18 protein-coding genes are annotated in these 20,355 nt (G+C 38.2%); 9 read left to right on the forward strand and 9 right to left on the reverse strand.

All coding sequences use genetic code 11. The annotated features are described in order from the left end of the window. The first annotated feature begins 575 nt into the window (after positions 1 to 575). Entirely contained in the window at positions 576 to 1,775 is a 1,200-nt protein-coding gene (locus tag CYAN7822_RS29005; protein WP_013334537.1) for a GAF domain-containing protein, read from the forward strand. 224 nt (positions 1,776 to 1,999) lie between these two features. On the opposite strand, the gene CYAN7822_RS29010 is transcribed toward CYAN7822_RS29005, so the two are convergent. From CYAN7822_RS29010 to CYAN7822_RS29020, 3 genes are all read right to left on the reverse strand, one after another. Further along, on the reverse strand, positions 2,000 to 3,085 hold the full coding sequence (locus CYAN7822_RS29010; protein ID WP_013334538.1) for a spore photoproduct lyase family protein: 1,086 nt from the start codon (positions 3,083 to 3,085) through the stop codon (positions 2,000 to 2,002). Positions 3,086 to 3,235: 150 nt separating this feature from the next. Continuing rightward, entirely contained in the window at positions 3,236 to 3,811 is a 576-nt protein-coding gene (locus tag CYAN7822_RS34930; RefSeq protein ID WP_013334539.1) for a DUF922 domain-containing Zn-dependent protease, read from the reverse strand. 69 nt (positions 3,812 to 3,880) lie between these two features. After that, on the reverse strand, positions 3,881 to 4,264 hold the full coding sequence (locus CYAN7822_RS29020; RefSeq protein ID WP_013334540.1) for a hypothetical protein: 384 nt from the start codon (positions 4,262 to 4,264) through the stop codon (positions 3,881 to 3,883). A gap of 422 nt (positions 4,265 to 4,686) precedes the next feature. Here CYAN7822_RS29020 and CYAN7822_RS29025 point away from each other — a divergent pair, with 422 nt between their 5' ends. The 6 genes from CYAN7822_RS29025 (at position 4,687) to CYAN7822_RS29050 (ending at position 11,253) form a co-directional block, all read left to right on the forward strand. Then, a complete protein-coding gene (locus CYAN7822_RS29025) occupies positions 4,687 to 5,703 on the forward strand; it encodes a tyrosine-type recombinase/integrase (RefSeq protein WP_013334542.1) in 1,017 nt (338 codons plus the stop codon). A gap of 435 nt (positions 5,704 to 6,138) precedes the next feature. Continuing rightward, on the forward strand, positions 6,139 to 7,542 hold the full coding sequence (locus CYAN7822_RS29030) for a sugar porter family MFS transporter (protein ID WP_013334543.1): 1,404 nt from the start codon (positions 6,139 to 6,141) through the stop codon (positions 7,540 to 7,542). 235 nt (positions 7,543 to 7,777) lie between these two features. Continuing rightward, positions 7,778 to 9,517, forward strand: coding sequence for an iron uptake porin (locus tag CYAN7822_RS29035; RefSeq protein ID WP_013334544.1), 1,740 nt, complete (start codon positions 7,778 to 7,780; stop codon positions 9,515 to 9,517). A 103-nt stretch (positions 9,518 to 9,620) separates the two neighbouring features. Further along, positions 9,621 to 10,472: a TauD/TfdA dioxygenase family protein gene (locus CYAN7822_RS36295; RefSeq protein ID WP_013334545.1), complete on the forward strand. Its 852-nt coding sequence runs from the start codon at positions 9,621 to 9,623 to the stop codon at positions 10,470 to 10,472. Positions 10,473 to 10,618: 146 nt separating this feature from the next. Then, on the forward strand, positions 10,619 to 11,005 hold the full coding sequence (locus CYAN7822_RS29045; protein ID WP_041934082.1) for a hypothetical protein: 387 nt from the start codon (positions 10,619 to 10,621) through the stop codon (positions 11,003 to 11,005). Between the two features lie 44 nt (positions 11,006 to 11,049). Next, on the forward strand, positions 11,050 to 11,253 hold the full coding sequence (locus CYAN7822_RS29050) for a PEP-CTERM sorting domain-containing protein (RefSeq protein ID WP_013334546.1): 204 nt from the start codon (positions 11,050 to 11,052) through the stop codon (positions 11,251 to 11,253). On the opposite strand, the gene CYAN7822_RS29055 is transcribed toward CYAN7822_RS29050, so the two are convergent. Further along, the gene (locus tag CYAN7822_RS29055; RefSeq protein ID WP_157871979.1) at positions 11,250 to 11,507 is read right to left on the reverse strand and encodes a hypothetical protein; all 258 of its coding nucleotides are present in this window, start codon (positions 11,505 to 11,507) and stop codon (positions 11,250 to 11,252) included. The genes CYAN7822_RS29050 and CYAN7822_RS29055 overlap by 4 nt on opposite strands. Positions 11,508 to 11,904: 397 nt before the next feature. Here CYAN7822_RS29055 and CYAN7822_RS29060 point away from each other — a divergent pair, with 397 nt between their 5' ends. After that, on the forward strand, positions 11,905 to 12,240 hold the full coding sequence (locus CYAN7822_RS29060) for a hypothetical protein (RefSeq protein ID WP_013334548.1): 336 nt from the start codon (positions 11,905 to 11,907) through the stop codon (positions 12,238 to 12,240). A 231-nt stretch (positions 12,241 to 12,471) separates the two neighbouring features. Here CYAN7822_RS29060 and CYAN7822_RS29065 read toward each other — a convergent pair whose 3' ends face one another. The 5 genes from CYAN7822_RS29065 to CYAN7822_RS35350 form a co-directional block, all read right to left on the reverse strand. Next, positions 12,472 to 13,710 (reverse strand): cysteine desulfurase-like protein, encoded by a 1,239-nt coding sequence (locus tag CYAN7822_RS29065; protein WP_013334549.1) that lies wholly within the window; start codon positions 13,708 to 13,710, stop codon positions 12,472 to 12,474. A gap of 2 nt (positions 13,711 to 13,712) precedes the next feature. After that, the gene (locus tag CYAN7822_RS29070) at positions 13,713 to 14,408 is read right to left on the reverse strand and encodes a 2OG-Fe dioxygenase family protein (protein WP_013334550.1); all 696 of its coding nucleotides are present in this window, start codon (positions 14,406 to 14,408) and stop codon (positions 13,713 to 13,715) included. A gap of 56 nt (positions 14,409 to 14,464) precedes the next feature. Next, positions 14,465 to 15,367 (reverse strand): hypothetical protein, encoded by a 903-nt coding sequence (locus tag CYAN7822_RS29075; protein WP_013334551.1) that lies wholly within the window; start codon positions 15,365 to 15,367, stop codon positions 14,465 to 14,467. Positions 15,368 to 16,098: 731 nt separating this feature from the next. Continuing rightward, complete coding sequence (locus CYAN7822_RS29080; RefSeq protein WP_245602815.1) at positions 16,099 to 17,001, reverse strand: M10 family metallopeptidase C-terminal domain-containing protein; 903 nt, start codon at positions 16,999 to 17,001, stop codon at positions 16,099 to 16,101. Further along, on the reverse strand, positions 16,998 to 17,801 hold the full coding sequence (locus CYAN7822_RS35350) for a DUF4347 domain-containing protein (RefSeq protein ID WP_013334553.1): 804 nt from the start codon (positions 17,799 to 17,801) through the stop codon (positions 16,998 to 17,000). The genes CYAN7822_RS29080 and CYAN7822_RS35350 overlap by 4 nt, the downstream gene beginning before the upstream one ends. 1,199 nt (positions 17,802 to 19,000) lie before the next feature. Here CYAN7822_RS35350 and CYAN7822_RS29090 point away from each other — a divergent pair. Beyond that, on the forward strand, positions 19,001 to 20,341 hold the full coding sequence (locus CYAN7822_RS29090) for an endonuclease/exonuclease/phosphatase family protein (protein WP_013334554.1): 1,341 nt from the start codon (positions 19,001 to 19,003) through the stop codon (positions 20,339 to 20,341). The last annotated feature ends 14 nt before the right edge of the window (positions 20,342 to 20,355 follow it).

Below are 20,355 nucleotides of genomic sequence, written 5' to 3' on the forward strand. Positions count from 1 at the left end.
CAACTGAACATTTTCCTAAAAAATTTTTTTATTTAATATTAAGAAAAATAAATTTTATTTGACAATTTAAAATTTATAGATAATGTCTTGGTAAATGACACATCCAACTTTTGCTTTATCCTGAGCAAGACTCAAGCATTTCTTACCTAGAACCCAGGTAAGAGCGTCCCTACAAAGTTAACTTGAGTTTTGTCTACTTATAGTTAATTGCTTTGATAATGATAATTGTCGTGCGGCTTAGGCATTCAGGCATTCATGTATTTGCCGTTGATTAAATGTTCCGTCTCCTAAATTTTCACTCTTTTCAAAAATTATCTGTTCATAAAATTGTTGAAAAAACTCTTATTAACCATGTTTATTGAATATAGGAGAAAGTCAAAAAGCGGCTGAGGGCATTTTAAAAGCCTATCATCTTTCCCCGAAAGATAAACAAATTGATCAGGCATTATGCAAAATTTTCTTGACTGCGGCGAAATGATCAAAGCTGACTTAATAATTAGCGGCACAATTAACTTAGAGCCGAAACAAAAAATAGGTTACAATTGTATTAACCAGAACCACCCAGTACATTAGCGATGCCTTTATTAACCCGTGAAATATTGGAAGCAGGCCGACTATATAGATCCACTGGTGCTATCTCAACAAAATTATTACGTCAAGAAGTATATCGCGCTTGGGAAAGGTCCCATTTGCTAGGTGCTAACCCTCGTGCTATGCAGGCAGAAAAGTTATCCTCTTTGGACCTTGACCGTTTATTAAACAAAGAAAGCCCATTAATTCAAGCTGTTCGTCCTTATGCACAAATTTTAGCCCAAGCTGCCGGCAAGGAACCCCACGCAGTTTTATTGAGCGATTGCCATGCGGTTTTATTAGATTTATGGGGAGATAAGGACATGGTACAATCAAAATCATTTCCTCAGCCGGGGTCGTTATTGTCCGAAGAGGTAGCGGGAGCTAATGGTATTGGTACTCCTTTAGCCGAAGGAACTTATAGCCAAATTGTCACAGCCGAGCATTTTATTGATGGGTTTTATCCCTTTACTTGTTTGGGAATGCCTGTGCGAAACTTAAAACAAGAAATTGTCGGTGTCTTGAATATTTCGCTACAATCTCCTGAGCATAGTCAAAAATTTAAAGAACTCTTACTCTGTGCTTCAGCCGGTGTTGAAGCAGAACTAATTTTAGGCAATTTAGAAGCGGCTCTTAGCCAAGTTAAAGCCGCCCGTCCTGATGATTATGAAGTCTTAGAAAAACTGCGCCAAGACCTTGTTCAAACTCATCACGCAGCACGTTTACGGATGGATTTTAGCTCTCGATTGATAGCCACTAATCGAATAGATTATGCTCAACAATTATTACAACAGGCAGAGCAATCAATTGCCATATTTCGTCATCGTTCTTATTTTTGGTACTCCTTAGCTTCATCAGAAAGAGATAGTATTAAATCTATATTCCTGATGGATACCATTCTGACTTTAGTTAAGCTATTATCCACTGAGGCTACCATTCGTCAAGTGGAAGTCATTACCCCTTCTTTTAACGAAGAAATTAAGATAACAGTATTTGAAAAAAAATTTTTACGAAAACTTCTGCGTTATTTTCTTGCAGCCTTTGAAAAAGCCGGAGCCAAAGGCATATTAATGTTAGAAATTAGAAAAAAATTTGCGACAAAATTTGTTCAGATAAATTTTATAGTTATGCCAGGTAATAACAATTTTTCTTCAAATCCTATTGTCTCTAGCCTAACCGTACCTATCAATAAATCAAATCAATAATATATTTAATAGTCAGATAGGGTTAGCTCAGATCGGCTCTCTCGTACTTGTGGTGATAAAAAAAGCTTCTTTATTGTAGGGTGGGTTAGGTGCGGGGAGAATTTTTATAAGAAACGAATAAGTTTTCAGTCGCGCCGTAACCCTCCAGAGAGAATTTTGTATTATAATGAATATTTTTCCCCACGATGTCGAAAGAGCCAATCTAAAAAACTTATCAGAGACTCTTATGTCCAATAAAGGAGTTGAGATGAAGGAAAACGTTGAGCAATTTCTTCAGTAAAAAATTGTTTCATCATTTTCATCTGTTCCGCTAAATAAACATATTTTGTTCCCCCAAATTTATTGTATTTAACACTTCGTCCTTTTTCATCGAGGTCTAATTTTGTCTTCGGATACCATTGTAGAATCACTTCTTTAGATTTAGCTGTAAAACGATGAGTAATTAACTCAAATGTTAAATCACACTCAAAATCTAAAGCTTTCTCTATTTGTTCAAACAAACGCCTGTAATGTAATTGCCAATTATCGATCAACATGATTGGCGCAATCACTACACCTACTCGATAACCTCCTCCTCCCTCACTCTGGGGTAAAGCTAATTTTCGTAACGCTTTTAATCTTGCTTCGACGCTTGCTGTTCCCGCTTCAAAACTCCTCGATACTGGTGCGGCATTAATAGAAACTCGAATGCGGGTTTGTCCATTATGCGGCAACGATATTAATGGAGAGATCTCATCAAATTTTGTCACTACTCTTAGGTTAGCTGCCGGCATAGTCCCAAAATAGCGAATACATTCCGATAAGCTCCCTGTTAAATGCTCAAGGGCTAAGGGATCTGTATAACAACTGACTTCAAAACTGGTGTCTGAATTAGGTTGACAATAAGAACTCAAATTATTGAGAATTTCTGGTAAATTAGCATAAACACGAATTAACGGCGCTCCTGTGAGACTACCAGCTAAATAGCAGTATTGACAGTGAGCAGGACATCCTTGAGCAATGTGAAATTGCCAATCAGCAGAGGGGGGAACAGGATTTAATTTTAGCGAGCTTGATGGTGCTGTAACGACGGCTAAGGTGGTTTTTGCCTGACGATAAATTTCCCGCTCGTCGAGTCCTTTAAATATATTGATACGATTAGAGGACAATTCTTCTATGGGTAAATTGAGGGCCACCATTCTTTGATGAATTTGTTGACCTGTTGGGGTATTTAATGCACTGGGTGTAAATAAGACTCGCTTTGGATACCATAAGCGGGGAGAATCAAAAGAAGGACTAGCTGTACTAGAATCGCCGATGATTGCTGACACGGGTAAAATGTTTCTTGTCGATTGCTGTAATCATTTTAACGTCAGCTTTGTGGCGTTAGTCTCCAAAAAGAGAGCCTGTTTTCTTCCTATTTTTACCGTAATTACCGCCTGATGGTTTTAGGTTAATATAATCTCACGTTACCTTAACAGTTAAAAAATTGCTCCTTCGGTTTTGCCATGTTGTGTTTGTTGATCATAATTTATATCTGCTTGATTGTATTTTTTTATAATGTTGTGGGCCGTTTGATTGGCGTTTGCCTCTAGTTGACGGCAAGTAGAACTAGGAGGTAAATTTTTTAAAGTTTTCAGTATGGACTGTCCTGCTAGTACACCATGTCGTTGATGATTTTCTTCATGTTGCCGTAACGCTTGACTAAATTGATTCCATTTTATCCGCAGCGAATTGGGCGTATTTGAGGGCATCTGCCAAGCTGGTAAGGTAATGGTGACAGTGGTTTTAATAACCACTTGTGTGATTTTACATTGCTGCTGTTCTTCTTGATAATTATAATTCCACTGTACATACCAATGAGTGAAAGCCGCATAGCGTTTTCCTTCTTTTTCAGACACAATCCCTCTTGTTCTCAATGACTCTCGAATTTCCTGAACCCCTTTTCCATAAATGGGATAATAATTAACTTTAACTGTCACGTTTAAATTATTAGGGTTTAACTGTTTAGTGGCTTGGATCTCCCCCATCTCAGTAATTCCTAATAAACTGACCATGAATAGGCTGAAACATTTCATGTGTTTTAAAAAAAATTATAGTTATTTTAAATCATTGATTTTTTAATTTTACTTCCCATCCGGCTCGGTATCAAAAGTGTGTTTTTCTAAAATCCACTGAGCATAGCGACGAACGTGATCACGGCAGTCTTTACTACTTGATAATGCTGCCTCAAAAGAGCGTTTCTTATTCAAAAATAAAGCTAACCGCAATTCATCCTTGAATTGTTGAGCAAAGTTACCGCTCTTAAGGCGTTCGAGTATATGTTTAACAAGTCTATCCCTCTGAGCTTGACTTAAGGTACAATGTTTAAGACGACGACACATCAAAGCACGAACACGACCATAACCAGCCTGCTTGCTATCAGCTTCGATGAATTTAATACTAAATTCTATTGTTTCAGGATCATTTACTAAAAGTTTGTTAGTAAGGTCTATAAAATATTGATTCATCAATTTTCTCTTATTTAATTAATTTTACCTAAGTCCCTGGACATATATAAACCTTTCTGTATTAAAAAATGTAAAACTTTTATTTAAGTAATCAAGCCGCTCAACACATCAGTCCGAACAATCTAAGACTCAGCTACAGCCAAACCCAAAAATCTCTATGTGGCTCAATCTGATCTTCGGTCGACTAAGTATTTTTCCTGGTCAGATTTAGCCGCTTGTGTTGTGTATTTGTTTTCTTTTCTGGCCAATTGTGAACAAATGAGCTTTAATAACATTTCCCTCTTCCTGGCGGAGTAGTTACTTAATTAAATACTAAAGACCGTAAACTCAAAAGTAGAAATGACCTATAATAACACTTATTAGACATTCGCCTTAATTGATTATCCTGATTTCTTTCTACCCCATTAACCCTCTTGAAAAAAATGCTCTCCTTTTTTCCTACTCCCCCAGATGAAACCGGTTCCCTTTTTGATCCTATAGAACACCTGAATATTGCTAATGGGAACCCTGCTGATGACACGCTGAAAACCTACTCGGCTGCCCTCAAGCAGTTTTTGACTTGGTGCAAAATTAAGGCCATTTCTCCTATGTGTGCTACAGAGGGCACAATTTGTTCATATAGGCAGTATTTGCTCAAAACTAAAAAGTATAAACCCGCTTCCGTGGCCTTAAAATTAACGGTGGTGCGCCGCTTCTATACCATGGCCACCAAACAAGGATTCATCGCGGCTAATCCGGCTACCGATGTTAAACCCCCCACACAATCTTATGATCCAGCTACCCACAACAATTACCTGGACCTGACTGAGGCAAAACAACTCATAGAAAGTTTGCCAAATGATGATTCTTTGCCTTCGCTGCGCGATCGCGCTCTGATCGAAATCATGGTATGGCAGGGATGTAGAACAGTTGAACTGTATCGATTAAATGTCGGCGATATCATCAAAAGAAATGAGGATTTAGGATTAAATGTACAGGGGAAGCGTTCACGTCGGATTGTGCCTTTAACTCCAGATTTGGCTCAATTGCTGCAAAAATATCTCAAAGCTCGCAAAAAAGCCGGTGAAATTCTTAAAGCAGACACTCCTCTTTTTACATCTTTGACAAGAAACAAGGGTAGCCGCTTAACTCGTCGTTCAATAGCCAGAATTGTCGATAAGTATCTGAAAATTAACGGCTGGAAGAACAATAACCTAGACGAACATCAAGTTGATCATGATGATTTTGATGATCTCTTTATTTGTTCACCGCGCAAATTGAGCGCTCATTCGTTACGTCATACCTGCGGGACACTGGCCTTGTGGGCTGGTGTATCTTTAAGGCAGGTACAGGATTTACTTGGACATCGTGATCCGGAAACCACAGCTTTATATGCTCATGCAGGAGATCGCTGGCGATATAATCCGGCTTTAGCGATACGTAATGCTATGGGGGTTTGAGCCGCTCCTATTTTATTGCTTTCATGGGAAAAACCTGACTAAATTTAGTTTAGTTGCTTAGCTAAAAAAGTTAACTGTGTGAACCGAGAACTGTTAATTTTTATTACAATTTTCGGCGGCTCATTCCACTTAATATGTTGTTAAGTATTGAAGTAAAGAAGTAAAAAAGACAAAGGAAAAATTACTTCTTAAGTAAGATGCTCTAAAGCCAGTAGAAGTCCTTAAATAGAAATTATCATACACTCGATAATAAAAAAATGCATTAAGCATTAATTTAAAGTAATCCTATACTTTAAAAAAAATAATTGTCAAAATATAATTTTTTTAAAAATTTAGTCGCCAAAAAATACTGACAATTAGAGCGTAGTGAATGAATTGTCTTAATTTTTATAGTCGGCAAAATTGTTTTGGGTTTGCAGTGAGGAAACTTAAATTATGATTGAGAATCAAGCTAAAGTTTATCCGAAAGCCAATCAATCTTTTACCCTTTTGATTGCCTGTACCGCCGCGCTCGGTGGTTTTTTATTCGGATTTGATACAGCCATTATCAACGGTGCGATTAAAGCATTGTATCAAGCTTTCAATGCGACCTCTTGGACCATTGGTTTAGCCGTATCCTTGGCATTACTCGGCTCCGCAGTAGGAGCTTTTTATGCAGGACCGATTGCTGACCGCTTTGGGCGTATTAAAACAATGATCGTTGCTTCGGTTTTGTTTACCATTAGTGCTATCGGTGCAGGTGCGGCTTTTGGCATCTGGGATTTTATCTTGTGGCGAGTTGTGGGAGGAATTGGAGTAGGAGCGGCTAGTGTCATTGCTCCTGCCTATATTGCCGAAGTTTCTCCGGCTCATTTGCGGGGTAGATTAGGGTCGCTTCAGCAACTAGCGATCGTCATTGGTATTTTTATCGCCTTGTTGTGTGACTATGCGATTGCCTTAGCCGCCGGCTCGGCTGGAAATCCCTGGTTATTTGGTGTCAGTGCTTGGCGATGGATGTTTTGGAGTGAAATCCCACCTGCACTGCTATACGGTATTGGAGGCTTAATAATTCCTGAGTCCCCTCGATATTTAGTAGCTCAGAAAAAAGAAGAGGAAGCGGCAACAGTTTTAGCGAAGGTGATTGGCGGAGATGTACAAACGAAAATCAGCGAAATTAGGGAGACGGTACTGAGAGAACGTAAGCCTAAGCTATCAGATTTGTTGAGTAGAAACGGAGGACTTTTACCGATTGTTTGGGTGGGGATAGGACTTTCATTACTTCAGCAGTTTGTCGGGATTAATGTAATTTTTTATTACAGTAGCATTTTATGGCAAGCGGTTGGTTTTAGCGAACAAGATTCGCTTTGGATTACGGTAATTACCGGTGCGACGAATATTGTCACCACCTTGATAGCCATCGCTGTTGTTGATAAATTCGGCCGCAGACCGTTACTTCTGCTAGGTTCATTAGGTATGACAATTACCTTGGGGATAATGGCGATCACTTTTAATAATGCTCCCATTATTAACGGCCAACCTACCCTCTCAGGAACGACGGGAACGCTCGCTCTAGTAGCGGCTAATCTTTATGTCTTTTGTTTTGGCTTTTCATGGGGTCCGGTCGTTTGGGTATTATTAGGAGAAATTTTTAATAATAAAATTCGCGCGAGTGCTTTGGCCGTTGCCGCTTCAATTCAGTGGGTAGCTAACTTTATTGTTTCTACGACTTTTCCCCCGTTACTAACAACGGTTGGATTAGGCTCCGCCTATGCTTTATATGGAATAGCTGCGGCAATTTCCTTCTTCTTTGTCTGGTTTTTTATTCAAGAAACAAAAGGTAAAGAACTTGAAGAAATGTAATATATAGCCTTTAAAAATCCCATATAACTACCTGGACAAAATTAAAGTTAACTGTGTGATCACCGGATCTGGGAACAGGGAACACTTCGACAAGCTCAGTGCAAGCAGGGAACAGGGAACAGGTAAGACTTTCAAGGTTTTTACATTTCTTAACATAAAGTGCTTTATTTATGTCCAGGTACTTAGTGCTTAGCAATCAGCCATCAGTTTTTAATAATCTTGTGTGAGGAAAAAAATGAGCCAAAATCCCCCTCTGCTTAACAATAAATGGCGAAAAAGTTGGATTAATAGCCTAGTTTGGCTGAATTGCTTTCTGGGAATTGCTACACCAAGTTTTGCTCAAATACAGGGCAATTCAATGACAAATATCAACAATGCCAATTCATTACCTCCTATGAGTTGGCAACCTGATCCAACTGTTAGCTCCATGTCTAAAGTTCCTTCAGTGTCTCAATTACGGGACGTTGAACCGACACAATGGGCATATCAAGCTTTACGCTCTCTTGTTGAACGTTATGGCTGTCTCGTAGGCTGGGGTGCGGAACTCGTTCCGCATTATCCGAATAATCTTTATCGAGGAGATATGGCCTTGACACGCTGGGAATTTGCCGCCGCCTTGAATAACTGTCTCAATAGTCTTGAAACACAGCTACAAAATAACTTGACGGTATCACGAGAAGATCTCGAAACATTCAAGCGATTAAGCGAAGAGTTTAAACAAGAACTAGCAATATTAGACACAAAACTAGATAATCTAGAAAATCGCGTCGCCTTTCTCGAAGACCATCAATTTTCAACCACAACCAAACTTTTTACCCAAATCATTTGGTCTGTGGATGATACCTTTGGCAATAAAGTAGGCACTGATGAAGACCAATCACAAACACGCTTTGGTTATCGGATTCGTCTGAATTTGGAAACGAGTTTTAACGGACAAGACTTACTGAGAACCCGTCTACAAGTGGGTGATTTAATTCCCACAAGCGAAGTAACTGGCACAAACATGACTCGATTTAATTATGACGATGACTCCAACAATCAAGTTTTTGCCACTCACCTTCTCTACCGCAGACTTCTGACGAATAATCTTCAGTTAACCGTTGGACCGGTAGGTGTCGGTTATACAGATATTACCGATACCTTAACTCCCCCTTCAATTCCTGATGATAGTCGAGGGATTCCCTCACGCTTTGGAGAATATAATCCTCTCTATCGCCGAGGTGGTGGCGGAGGCGCTTTAAATTGGAATATACTTGGTTTAATTGAGGGGGCCAGTATTGGTCCAAGCGATCCTAATGCCCATGATCTGATCCTGACAATAGGATATCTATCCACGAATATTAACAATACTATAGCGGGCAATGGCTTTTTCAACGAAGGTTACCATGTTTTAGCTCAATTAGCTTATTATGTACCTGGGGCGGGGGTCGGGTTGGCTTATTCTCATACTTATGGCCCAGCAGGACAAGTGGACCTCACAGGAGATAATGGCACTCTGAACGCGATTCAACCTTTTGGTAATAACATTGCTACGAGCAGTGACTCTTATAATCTTCAAGGTTATGTGCGCTTAGGGGATAATTTTTTTATTCATGGGTGGATTGGTTACTATCAAGCTAATGCTAATAGCAAAGGCATCAGCAATATTAGTGATGGTGTCGGCGGTACTATTCCTTTAACGGTCAGTAAAGGCGATGAGGCGGATTTTTGGAATGCCGCGATTTCATTCACTTTCCCCGATATTGGAGGAGAAGGGAATTTACCTGGCATTCTCTTAGGAATTCCGCCGACAGTAAGCCATAGCGACCTGAAGCGTGACTGTAATACTCCTTACCATATTGAAGTTTTCTATCGTTGGCAACTCAATGATCATATTGCTATTACTCCGGGTTTTTGGGCCATTCTTAACCCAGAAGGTGACAACCGTAACGATACTCAATGGGTTGGACACATTCGCACTGGTTTTAACTTTTAAATCTATGAAGCTAGGAACTTAATTACAGAGTTTTTTATTTATGTTTACGTCCTTATAATCATTTTAACTATAATTTAGGAGAAATGATTCTAGGATAAATCAATTGTTAACCGTACAGCAGCATTCAAGACTAGGCAAAGAAATTCTACAAGATTGTGATCTTGCACATTTAACTATGCCACAAGTCCAATCATTAAAACAATCTCTCTGGGAACAGGGAGTTATTGTGGTCAGAAAGCAAAAACTAACAGCCTCCCAGTTAAAGGACTTTGCGATTAAAACCTTTGGTGACACTAACCTTGGTCGTCGCCCTAAGCCTTTCGACCCAGAAATTGATCCAGCTTTACAAAGTCCAGGTGTTTCCATTTTAGGTAATCCTAAAGGACTGACTCAGGAAGTTGTGGGCAAATTTGCTTGGGTGTGGCATCATGACAAAGACCATCTCCCCAAAACGGAGGGATTGGACATGAATGCTCTCTATGTAGTGATGCTTTATGGCGTAGAAATTCCTGCCGAAGGAATCGATGGAGAACCTCATACTACTAACTTTCTGGATATGATGGAAGCTTACCAAAATCTTGAGCGTCAACATCGGCAGCAATTAGAAAAACAGTCGATGTATCACCTCTCACCGATTACTCCACCACCCGGGGAGGACATCCCCCGAAAATTACATCCAATAGTTTCTACTCACAAAATAACAGGGCGCAAAGGATTATATTTAGGTTCAAGCACTTCGATTCTTCAGGGGCTAGAAGACAAACCTCAAGAAGCACAACTGTATTGGAACGATTTGTTCGCAACTATATTGGATTGTACGCCAGTCTATGCTCATATTTGGCAACCTGGAGATATTGTATTTTGGGATAATTCCCAAGTTATGCATACAGGAATGCCCTACAATGCCAACAAATATAAGCGGATTGCTCTGCGGCTTGGGGTAGTTAATCACTAGGCTTGGTAAGTCTAGAACTTACCAATTTAGTAAATAGGGCAAGCTTTCAGGTTTTAAACATTTCTTAACTTCCTCGGTTCTTTTATAGACAAATCTCTATCGTTAATAAATTTTAATATTTATTAAATAAAATTACGTAAAACTGATTGACAAACATTGGTGGCGAAGGAGTCGATCAAATTTTGTTTGGAAGCGGGACAGTTTTTGCCGTAAATAGTTTTGGGATAGATACCATAGCAGATTTTACAAAGGGCAGTGATAAGATTGTCTTAAGTAAGCTTTCTTTTGCCGCTTTATCTAGTGCTGTTGGCAGTAATTTACAAGCTTCGGAATTCGCCATTATTAATGTTAATGCTGCTGAGGAAGCCGCTATAAGTTCAACTGAATCGGCTTTAATTATTTACAACTTATCTACTGGTAATGTATTGTATAATCAAAATGGTAATGCCAGTGGATCGGGAACAGTAGGTCTGTTTGCCACCTTAACCGAAACCCTCGAATTAGACAGTAGTGACTTTATCATTGCTATCTAAAAGTTTAGTGTTTTAAGTTAATTTTTTAAGGAGCTATAAAACTCATGTTTAAATGGACTTGTTTAACTTTAACTTCAGGATTTGGAGTAGTAGATGTAGATAAAACTAGCGGAGGAGATACAGCCGTCAATTCCGCCTTATTAATAGATAATATAACCGTTACCTCTGTGCCTGAACCCTTAACTTTATTAGGAATAGCATCAGCAGCTTTATTTGGAGCGGCTTTTAAAGTAGTTAAAGCCAATTAATTTTTAAAATCAGGATTAATACCAAAGAGTTCTAACAAACTGATTGTTCCTGTAAAAAAAATATAAATCCCCAATTTAACGGAATTTTTTCGGTAAAATAATCCATAAAAAAATGCTAAAATTGCTTCTATTAAATGGATCAATAAACCTAGTCCAGCAACCCAAAAAATTACTATCATAAAAAAAGGAAGTTTTTGATGATTTAAAATAGCATAAACATTAATGAATTGTACAATTAAAGCAGCAATCATCATTAATGTCGAGATAGTTTTAATTATTAGTTTCATCTTTGTTATTCAGCCAGACGTAATTTTCAGGTTGTTTCTCTATATAAATACCTAGACAAAATAATAGTTAACTGTTTGGCAAGGGAACAAGGAATAGGGAACAGGGAACAAATTTTAATTTTCTAGTTTTTTGATAAGGCTAATAATCATTAATGTTAACTCAATCCAATCAATTATGTTGACAAATTTTTCAAGACCTGCTCAAAAAATCGCTAATATTTTAACGGAATCTCTTCTAGATGACCCACATTTTAATTTTATCTTCGAAGGTAATTCTGCTGAAAGAAAGGTTTGAAATGTTAATTTTAATGAATATCTCCCAACTTACCCTGTATATTTTAGGTATTATACCCCAGGTAATTCTATGAAAATTCTATTTTATTTATTGCTATTTTACACCTTGCTGAGTAGCAATCTAGCCAATGCTAATACGATTAAATGCTCGAGCAATGCCATTAGTCAAGCTGGTAAACTTCTTAACTTTCATGTAGGTGGCGATAATCGAATCCAAATTGATCCTAAAGTTAAAGAACTTCCTTCTTTAAAAAATCCCGCTAATCAACAACAAACATTTCAAGTGCTTGAAGTTTGGGGTTATATTTATAAAGCTCAATATCGTATGAGGTTAATTTATTACAATTCTCCTAATACTAGCTGTCTATTAATGGGGCAAGAGATTTTAGAAAATTCGAGTCCTTGATTGAAATTTTATATTTTTAGGAGTTACGCACTCCGAGCGCGGTTTATGTCATTCCGAACGCGGTTTATGTCCCAAGCGAGCGAGGAATCTCAAACCTTTATGATTTGGTTATGGTGCGTAAGTCCTAATTTTTTAATTATTGGCTCATAAATAACGGTTTTTATCATGTCGTAATGCAGCCGCTCAATATAGATTTAGGTGCGTTACGCTTCGCTAACACACCCTACTTTATCAACACTCTCTTAAAGTTTTCAATAGTTGTTGAATTTCATCAGAATTATTGTAATGAACTAGCCCGATTCGTAACAAGCCTCCTGTATTTTCTAAACCTAATTTTTCTGTAACACCGAGTGCATAAAAATTGCCATGCCAGGTAAAAATATTAAACTCTCCTAACCTTTGTGCTATGTGATGAGGCTTTTGTCCTGAAATTGTTATACCGACAGTCGGTGTTCGCCAAGCCAACTGGGCAAGGTTTGTAATTCCATAAACTTTTACATTCGGAATTTGGTGTAACCCATCAATTAACAGTTCACTCAATTGCTGTTCGTATTGCTGGCAAGCCGTCATCGCAGCCACTAAAGCCGCACGACGATGGGGAACGGAGGCATCCACAAAATTTCCCAATTTAGTTAAATAATCGATGGTTGCTACCACTCCAGCAAGTCCTTCATAATTAAGAGTCCCAGTTTCCCAACGTTCAGGAATGCTATTCGGTGCAGGTTGTACCTTAAAAGGAGTTAGACGAGCAAGATGTTCTCGTTTACCGTATAGTATCCCAACATGAGGTCCAAAAAACTTATAGCTTGAGCAAACTAAAAAGTCACAATCTAAAACTCCCACATCAATTGGTCCATGTGGTGCATAGTGAACTGCATCTACAAAAACCATCGCCCCAACCCGATGAGCAAGCCGCACAATGGTAGCTATATCATTAATCGTACCAACCGCATTGGAAGCATATCCCACCGCCACTAAGCGGGTACGTTCATTAATCTGCTGTTCCATCTCAGTGAGATCTAACGTACAATCATCAGGATTAAAATCCACTTGGCGAATTACAATACCCTGATCTTCTAACGCTACCCAGGGCGAAACATTAGCATAATGATCGAGCCTTGTTACCACAATTTCGTCCCCCGGTTGCAATTGACGGGCAAATGCTCGACTAAAAGCCAAGGTAAGCGAGGTCATGTTTGCGCCAAAAATTACCTCATCCGGACTACATCCCAAAAAATCAGCCATCGCCTCACGAGCCGCACTAATGAGCCTATCAGTCCGCCGACTGGTGGCAAAAGCCCCATGAGCATTAGCATTTGATTCAATTAAGTATTGACTCATGGCTTCTATGACGCTGTATGGGACTTGAGTGCCGCCTGGCCCGTCAAAAAAAATTCGAAGTTGACCGTTAATTTCGTGGGTTATGGAGGGAAATTGTGACCTTATCCATTCTAAATTGAGAGATTTCATTGTCAATTCCTAGAAACAGTAGAATATGAGCTATCAGGAGCGAATGATCCAGGGCAAGTAAACACAAATACATCCCGAAGACCTGAGTTTAAAGCCGTAATAGCTGAAGTATAATGGAAAAATTGATGATCATTAAAAATTAAAAATTCGCCAGGCTGCAAAATTCTGCTGAAAATTGGTTGTTCATCTTTTGCTTTATATAAATTAGTAATACCCCCTTCAATGTCTTTTCTTTTAACACAAAATATCCCCACTAAATCAACACCATCTCGATGAATTCCTTCCGGTGCCGGTGCGCCAATTTGCTGATTTGATGTGGTTATTCTAATTTGGTGAATGCCTATTTCATTGATATTAGTACACAGTTGACAAAACTCGAAAAACAGTTGAGTAATTTTCTGAAAATCTGGTATAGTAATTAAGCGATCATCTAGTTCAGGATAAATTCTGGCCACATTGCCTAATAGAGGATTATCATCTTTTGATTGATAAAACGGAAGTGAATTTAACTTAATAAGTTGATTTTTAACGATTTTCAGATGAGATAATCGGCGAAAGCGGTAATTTCCGGATAAGTAAGGGTCAGCCGGAAGCTGACTAAAATATTTTTCCAATCGCTCTAAATTGATGCCCTTGATTTTTTCTAGAAAATAGTCAGCCGTACAATTAAAACTTTTACTTAAATTGATGAGATTCATAATTATCTCCTAAGTAGGTATTTATTAAAGTTATCTGTGTGAACAGGGAACAAGATTTATAAATAAACCGAGTTAAGACGGTCATCATTCAACCCATCCCAAAAAACGGCGATGGCATCATTAATCTCTTTGCCTCCTCGTAAAAATTTCACTCGGTCAAAATTAGGTTGAAAATAAGCCGCTTCGAGTTCTTCTAAAGTATGACCTGCGTGTTGTCCTTCTACGCGATTATGCCAAGTAAAAAAAGCCAAGCGTAACTGAGGATGTCTTTTGTGTTTAATCAAAGTCAAACCATCTTCTAATTGCTGCCAAAAACCCGCAGCGGCCCAATTTTCTACGGCAAAGCTTGCCCCTTGTGCAATATTGGCATCGTCACTACCATACAATCGAATCAATTCATCACAAAAGTGTAGAGTGGTTGGTCGTCCGTGCTGACGTTTACCAATCTCATCAAATGTTAACCCTAAACTCTGAGCCGCTTCAAACAACCATTCAAAATGGGCGGCTTTAAAGCGATAAATTCCGCCATCTACGGTTCCTTCCGTGCTAAATAAAGCGGCTTCGCTTTCAAAATCGTTTTCTGTTGTTGTCTCTAGCGGGTTTGACTTACGATAAATCACACCTAACTCATTCATTAAAATCTCACGACTAGCGCGGGACTGCATTAAGGTAGGGGCATTAATCACTTTTAAAAGAGCGGCAATCAGAAATTGATTCGAAAAAACCGAAAATTGTTGAATAAAATGGCGTAATTCTCTATCAGTCGCCGCTCCTTGGCTAAACCAGGCTGTATATAGATTGTCAGTAATAATACGATGGTGCAAAAGTTCTGTATCAACTTCTTGCAAAAAATCTTGAAACTCTTTGCTCTGAGTTAAAGACAATTCCCCTTGCTCGAGACGTTCTTTAATGCGTGAAGAAATGTTAAAAGTATTTTGTTGTAAGAGAAAATGAGTCATAATATAGTTTCTCCTTAAGCATCGCTTTTTCTAACTTTAAAAATTTAATGATTGATTTAAAAAGGCTCCCCACTCCACACTGAACTATCAAGCTAACTGTAAAGAGATAGAATGAAAACAAATAGCTTGCAAAGAATTTAAAATTATTTAAACAAAAAAAGACGCTCAAACTTGTTAAAACTAAACTTTTTGAAAAACGAGATTTTAGACACTAGATAAAAAATCGTGTCTTGAAAATTTTGTTTTGCCGGCTGTCATCTTTTAGGCTCTCCCGTCCTTGCGGTGATAAGAAAAGGTTATCAATTGTAGGGTGGGTTAGGCGCGACGATGATTTTGATAAGAAAGTGATAACTTTTGATCCGTGCAGTAACCCACCATAGACTATTTTGTATCTATGTGAACATTTTTCCCCACGATGCCGAAAAAGCCATAAGGCAAACCAGCTTTTTTATGGTTTTTTGAAAATGTTAGTAGCGTTTTTGGCACTTCTAACCGATTTTAGCAACTTGGTAAGTTTTGATTGTTAACTAAATTAATTTGATTTAACGTATAAATTTACTATAACATTTTTTTTTAAAATCGTAGTTAGATGGTGCCTGTCGAACCCTCTCTAGAATTCATAAGCGTTGATTCCCATGAAAAGTAAAAAAGAGCCAAAAAATAGCTTATTAGGACTTACGCAGCATAACTAAATCACAAGCTAACTTTTATAGCCGGTAAGCTTTTTCTATCTAAGCTATAATAGCGAAATCTGCCACAGTTAAATTTTTTCCATCAGCCGCTAAAGAAGGCAAATCGATAAACTCTGCTCCTGTGCCTAAACCAGATGCCGAACCATTTTGATTGTAGTAAAGGCTTCCTGTGCTACTACAATAAACTATCAAAGCATTCGAAGAGGCAGCATTGGCATCATCCACCACTACAGCAAAATCACTGGCACTAATATTATTTCCCACAATACTGCTAAGTGCTGTAAAAGTTGCTTTGCTCAGGACAATTTTATCAGAACCACTGGTAAAGTCGCTGACCACATCAATACCCACATCACCAGTCTCAAAAGCTCGTCGAGTTTGGTAGATAAATTTATCATTACCTGTACCTCCAGTCAAAATATCATTGCCAGCACCTTCAATCAAACTATCATTACCACCGCCACCCAAAAGAGTATCATTGCCAGCACCCCCAGTTATAGTGTTATTAAGGCTATTCCCAATCAGGCAATCTTCGCTACTCCCACCAAGGAGATTTTCAAGAACATTACCAGCAGAAAGCGTTAATTGAAGTTGATTGGGGTGCGGAACGAGTTCCGCACTGCTTACAACGGTTTGAGTGCTGCTAATTCCTAAATTAATATTAACATTGCCAGTGGTGCCGGTAAAATCGAGGGTATCGATACCGCCTGTGGTGGTTTCAATAATGGTATCGCTTCCTAATGAGCTTGAAGCATTAAAAAAATAAATATCATTGCCATTGCCACCCGATAAAATATTATTACCACTATTGCCCGTCAATCCATTATTGCCGTTGTTACCTGTACCGTTAATATTTGCCGTGCCCGTCAATAAAAGCTTTGTACCAACATCAAATATTTGTAGTCCTGCATTGTAATCAGCAACATAAACCCAATTATTCACCACTTGCACATCCACAGCCGCATTAGAAGTATTATAAGTTCCTTAACATAAGCTAAATTTCCTACTACTTGTACATTCCAAGCATTGCCCGAGTAAGTTCCTTTTAAAACTGGCGAGGCGGGGTTGGTGATGTCAATAATTTGTAATCCTGAACGATAATCAGCAACGTAAGCTAAATTGTTTACTACTTGTACATTCCTGGCATAGCCCGGAGTATCATAAGTACCCACTAAGACAGGAGTTAATAAAACTGAAGAATAGTCTTTTAAACTTTCAAGATTAAAGGCAAGAGACGAAAGGCAATTTGCCCCAACTGTCACCTCTAACTCCCAATTTCCTCCTAATTTTGCATTTCCCGTAGGAGTTGCTGAAGCCCTGATATTTGCCTCTGTTAATTGATGCAGTTTCTTGACGAATTCCTTTCCGACATTACCTGCGGCTACATTACAGCCATACAAAAGTAAATTAGGATTAGTTACCGAAAACCATTGTTTTAAGGAATTCCCATATTTATTTAAAGTCTCCAAATTCAGTTGAGTATTACCGAGATATAAACAGCCGGGTGAACCATGAGAAACTAGATGAACCGTATCTATATCTTGACGATGCCGCAAAACTTCTGTAATTTGTTCTATGCCATCTCTATTTGTAGGGATTAAAATTACTTCTATATCTGGCAAACTTTGCGTCATTAAACTTTGGTAATTTTCTACACCTGCATCGATAAATACGATTTTAGAAGATAATTTTATTTGAGACAGACTTTCAATGAATTGAGCTTGCATTGCTGATTGTAACATAAATGATATGATGGTTAAATTAAAAAATAAAGTAAATAAAATTAATAATAATTAACTTTTGACATAAAAATTAAACCAACAAAAATAGAAATGATTTGAGGATAGATAATAGTTGCCCATTTCCAAAATCATAATTTTTTACTCCTAATTATGGTCAAGCTTGAGTTAGTTCATTAATAGGAGTTAGGCACTCCTGATGAAAAACAACAATTTTATGTCATCCTGAGCCTTGCGAAGGATCTCGAACCATCTCAAACTCTTGTGATTTGGTTATGGTGCGTAAGTCCTAATTAATAAATGTAGAGTGCAAATGTAAGGATTTCGGGTGGACAAAATTTTTTTGGAGTAGTTAATCAATCAAAATTAGGAGTTACGCACTGCGATTAAAAACAACGCCTAAGTCCTAAAAATTAGGTGACCGTTTTTTGGTACAAAAGTATTAAATATGCTCTACTGTACGGCTCTTACGTACTTTGAATTATAAGAAAAGCTTATATATTTTAGTGGGAGTAGAGGCACAGATAAATTTGAGGATAAATCGGATATCGGCTTATCATAAGTATTTTAAAATACATACTTGTGAAAATTATCAAGAGTTTATGAAAAAAACCTTAAGTGTTAACTTAGATTTAATATTAAGAATTTAAAATCTTTTTGAAACACTCAGTAAATTTGCTGAAAGTTTCTTTTTTTACTTTTAGATAATCTAAATTTAACCAATGTTTATAAATATGTTTAGAGACTAATCAATGACTTTTCCCAATAACTAACTCAATGCTAAAACTATTATTAAACCCTGAAAACTTGACCATGCTTAATAAAAAACTATGAACTGATAAACTACTGGTACTTTAAAAATGTCAATTTGTCTCTAGCTATACTTTGTAGTTTTGAGGCAATGTTAGGACTTACGCACCATAACCCAATTTTATGGGTTTGAGATTCCTCGCTCGCGCTTGGAATGACATAAACGGCGCTTGGAATGACATAAACTCGTTAGTGCGCCTTTCTGAGTGCGTAACTCCTAAATGTTTAATTTAGAACTCGCATTTACCAAGCAAAAGAGCTTTATCTTATTCCGTTAAAAACAGATTAAAAAATAATTATTCAAAAATACTATGGTGCAAGCTATGGTGTTAAATTTCTGTGACAAGAATAAGAATTTGTTTTCTTGAATTAATTCAAAAAAGGTTAAGGTCATGAAAATAAACAAATTATTCCGTTCTTTAACCGCTAGTATTGGTATTTTAGCCAGTATAGCCCTCTCTTCTTCCATGGCCCAAGCCGCCTCTAACTTTCGGATTGCCACTTTTAATACGTCTCTGAGTCCTAATCAGCAAAACGGACTGATAGACGCTTTATCCATCGGACCTAATGATCCTGCCTACAATACACCAGGGACTCTAACTTATCAAGCTCGTCAAATAGCCGAAGTTATCCAACGAATTAACCCTGATATTATCCTGCTTAATGAATTTAACTATAATCCTGCCAATCCCGTAGGCGCGGCAACCCTTTTTCAGCAAAATTTCCTTTCTGTCGGGCAAAATGTATCAGGTGACCCCAATGGCCCTGCCAGTCCGATTACTTTTAACGAATTTTATGTTAGGCCAGATGCTACCACTAACCCTTTTAATACCGGGATTTTTTCGGGTTATGCCTTAAATGTCCAGCAAGGAGGCGCAATTCCTCAACCGTCTGTAGAAACATCTCAATATGCTAATACTTCTTGGGGCTTTGGCTTTTACCCCGGACAGTATGGTATGGTAGTTTACTCCAAATATCCAATTTTAGAAGAACAAGCTAGAACCTTTCAAAATTTTCTTTGGCAGGATATGCCGAACAATTTACTGCCTACTGACTGGTATTCTCCCACAGTAGCGGCTCAATTTCCGCTTTCTTCAAAAAGTCATTGGGACTTACCCATTGATGTTAATGGAGAAATCATTCATGTTCTGGCCAGTCATCCCACTCCCCCTGTTTTTGATGGACCAGAAGACCGTAATGGCAGACGCAACCATGATGAGATCCGTTTATGGTCGGATTATATTACTCCCGGACAAGGTAACTATATTTACGATGACAAAGGAGTTTTTGGAGGGTTAACCCTTGGTTCTCGTTTTGTGATTATGGGTGACCAAAATGCTGATCCCTACGATGGAGATAGCAGTTTTGGCGCGATCAATCAACTCGTCGATAATCCTCTCATAAATACCAGCTTTACGCCAGGAAGTTTAGGCGGTGTTCAGTACACTGATCGTAATCCTAATCAGATCGGTAATCCTTTTTATGATACCGCCGCTTTTACAGGAGGATTACGGGTTGATTATGTTCTTCCCTCTACTAACTTACAAATTCTCGATGGTCTAGTTTTTTGGCCCACCGATGACAATCCTCTTTCCTCTCTAAATAATGCGTCTGACCATCACGCAGTTGCTTTAACGCTGACTGCTGCTGTTCCTGAACCGAATACTATTTTAGGGGTTTTCACTGTAGGAATTTTTGGCTTTCTTTACCGAAAACATCGCAACTCTAATTAAAATATTGTCAAATT

The sequence above is a fragment of the Gloeothece verrucosa PCC 7822 genome (assembly GCF_000147335.1).
GTDB lineage: Bacteria > Cyanobacteriota > Cyanobacteriia > Cyanobacteriales > Microcystaceae > Gloeothece > Gloeothece verrucosa.

Excerpts from the sequence above, each read along its gene's own strand:
- CYAN7822_RS29005 (WP_013334537.1), top strand. The coding sequence starts at position 576 with ATGCCTTTATTAACCCGTGAAATATTGGAAGCAGGCCGACTATATAGA.
- CYAN7822_RS34930 (WP_013334539.1), bottom strand. The coding sequence starts at position 3,811 with ATGGTCAGTTTATTAGGAATTACTGAGATGGGGGAGATCCAAGCCACT.
- CYAN7822_RS29020 (WP_013334540.1), bottom strand. The coding sequence starts at position 4,264 with ATGAATCAATATTTTATAGACCTTACTAACAAACTTTTAGTAAATGAT.
- CYAN7822_RS29025 (WP_013334542.1), top strand. The coding sequence starts at position 4,687 with ATGCTCTCCTTTTTTCCTACTCCCCCAGATGAAACCGGTTCCCTTTTT.
- CYAN7822_RS29030 (WP_013334543.1), top strand. The coding sequence starts at position 6,139 with ATGATTGAGAATCAAGCTAAAGTTTATCCGAAAGCCAATCAATCTTTT.
- CYAN7822_RS29035 (WP_013334544.1), top strand. The coding sequence starts at position 7,778 with ATGAGCCAAAATCCCCCTCTGCTTAACAATAAATGGCGAAAAAGTTGG.
- CYAN7822_RS29050 (WP_013334546.1), top strand. The coding sequence starts at position 11,050 with ATGTTTAAATGGACTTGTTTAACTTTAACTTCAGGATTTGGAGTAGTA.
- CYAN7822_RS29055 (WP_157871979.1), bottom strand. The coding sequence starts at position 11,507 with ATGATGATTGCTGCTTTAATTGTACAATTCATTAATGTTTATGCTATT.
- CYAN7822_RS29060 (WP_013334548.1), top strand. The coding sequence starts at position 11,905 with ATGAAAATTCTATTTTATTTATTGCTATTTTACACCTTGCTGAGTAGC.
- CYAN7822_RS29065 (WP_013334549.1), bottom strand. The coding sequence starts at position 13,710 with ATGAAATCTCTCAATTTAGAATGGATAAGGTCACAATTTCCCTCCATA.
- CYAN7822_RS29070 (WP_013334550.1), bottom strand. The coding sequence starts at position 14,408 with ATGAATCTCATCAATTTAAGTAAAAGTTTTAATTGTACGGCTGACTAT.
- CYAN7822_RS29075 (WP_013334551.1), bottom strand. The coding sequence starts at position 15,367 with ATGACTCATTTTCTCTTACAACAAAATACTTTTAACATTTCTTCACGC.
- CYAN7822_RS35350 (WP_013334553.1), bottom strand. The coding sequence starts at position 17,801 with ATGTTACAATCAGCAATGCAAGCTCAATTCATTGAAAGTCTGTCTCAA.
- CYAN7822_RS29090 (WP_013334554.1), top strand. The coding sequence starts at position 19,001 with ATGAAAATAAACAAATTATTCCGTTCTTTAACCGCTAGTATTGGTATT.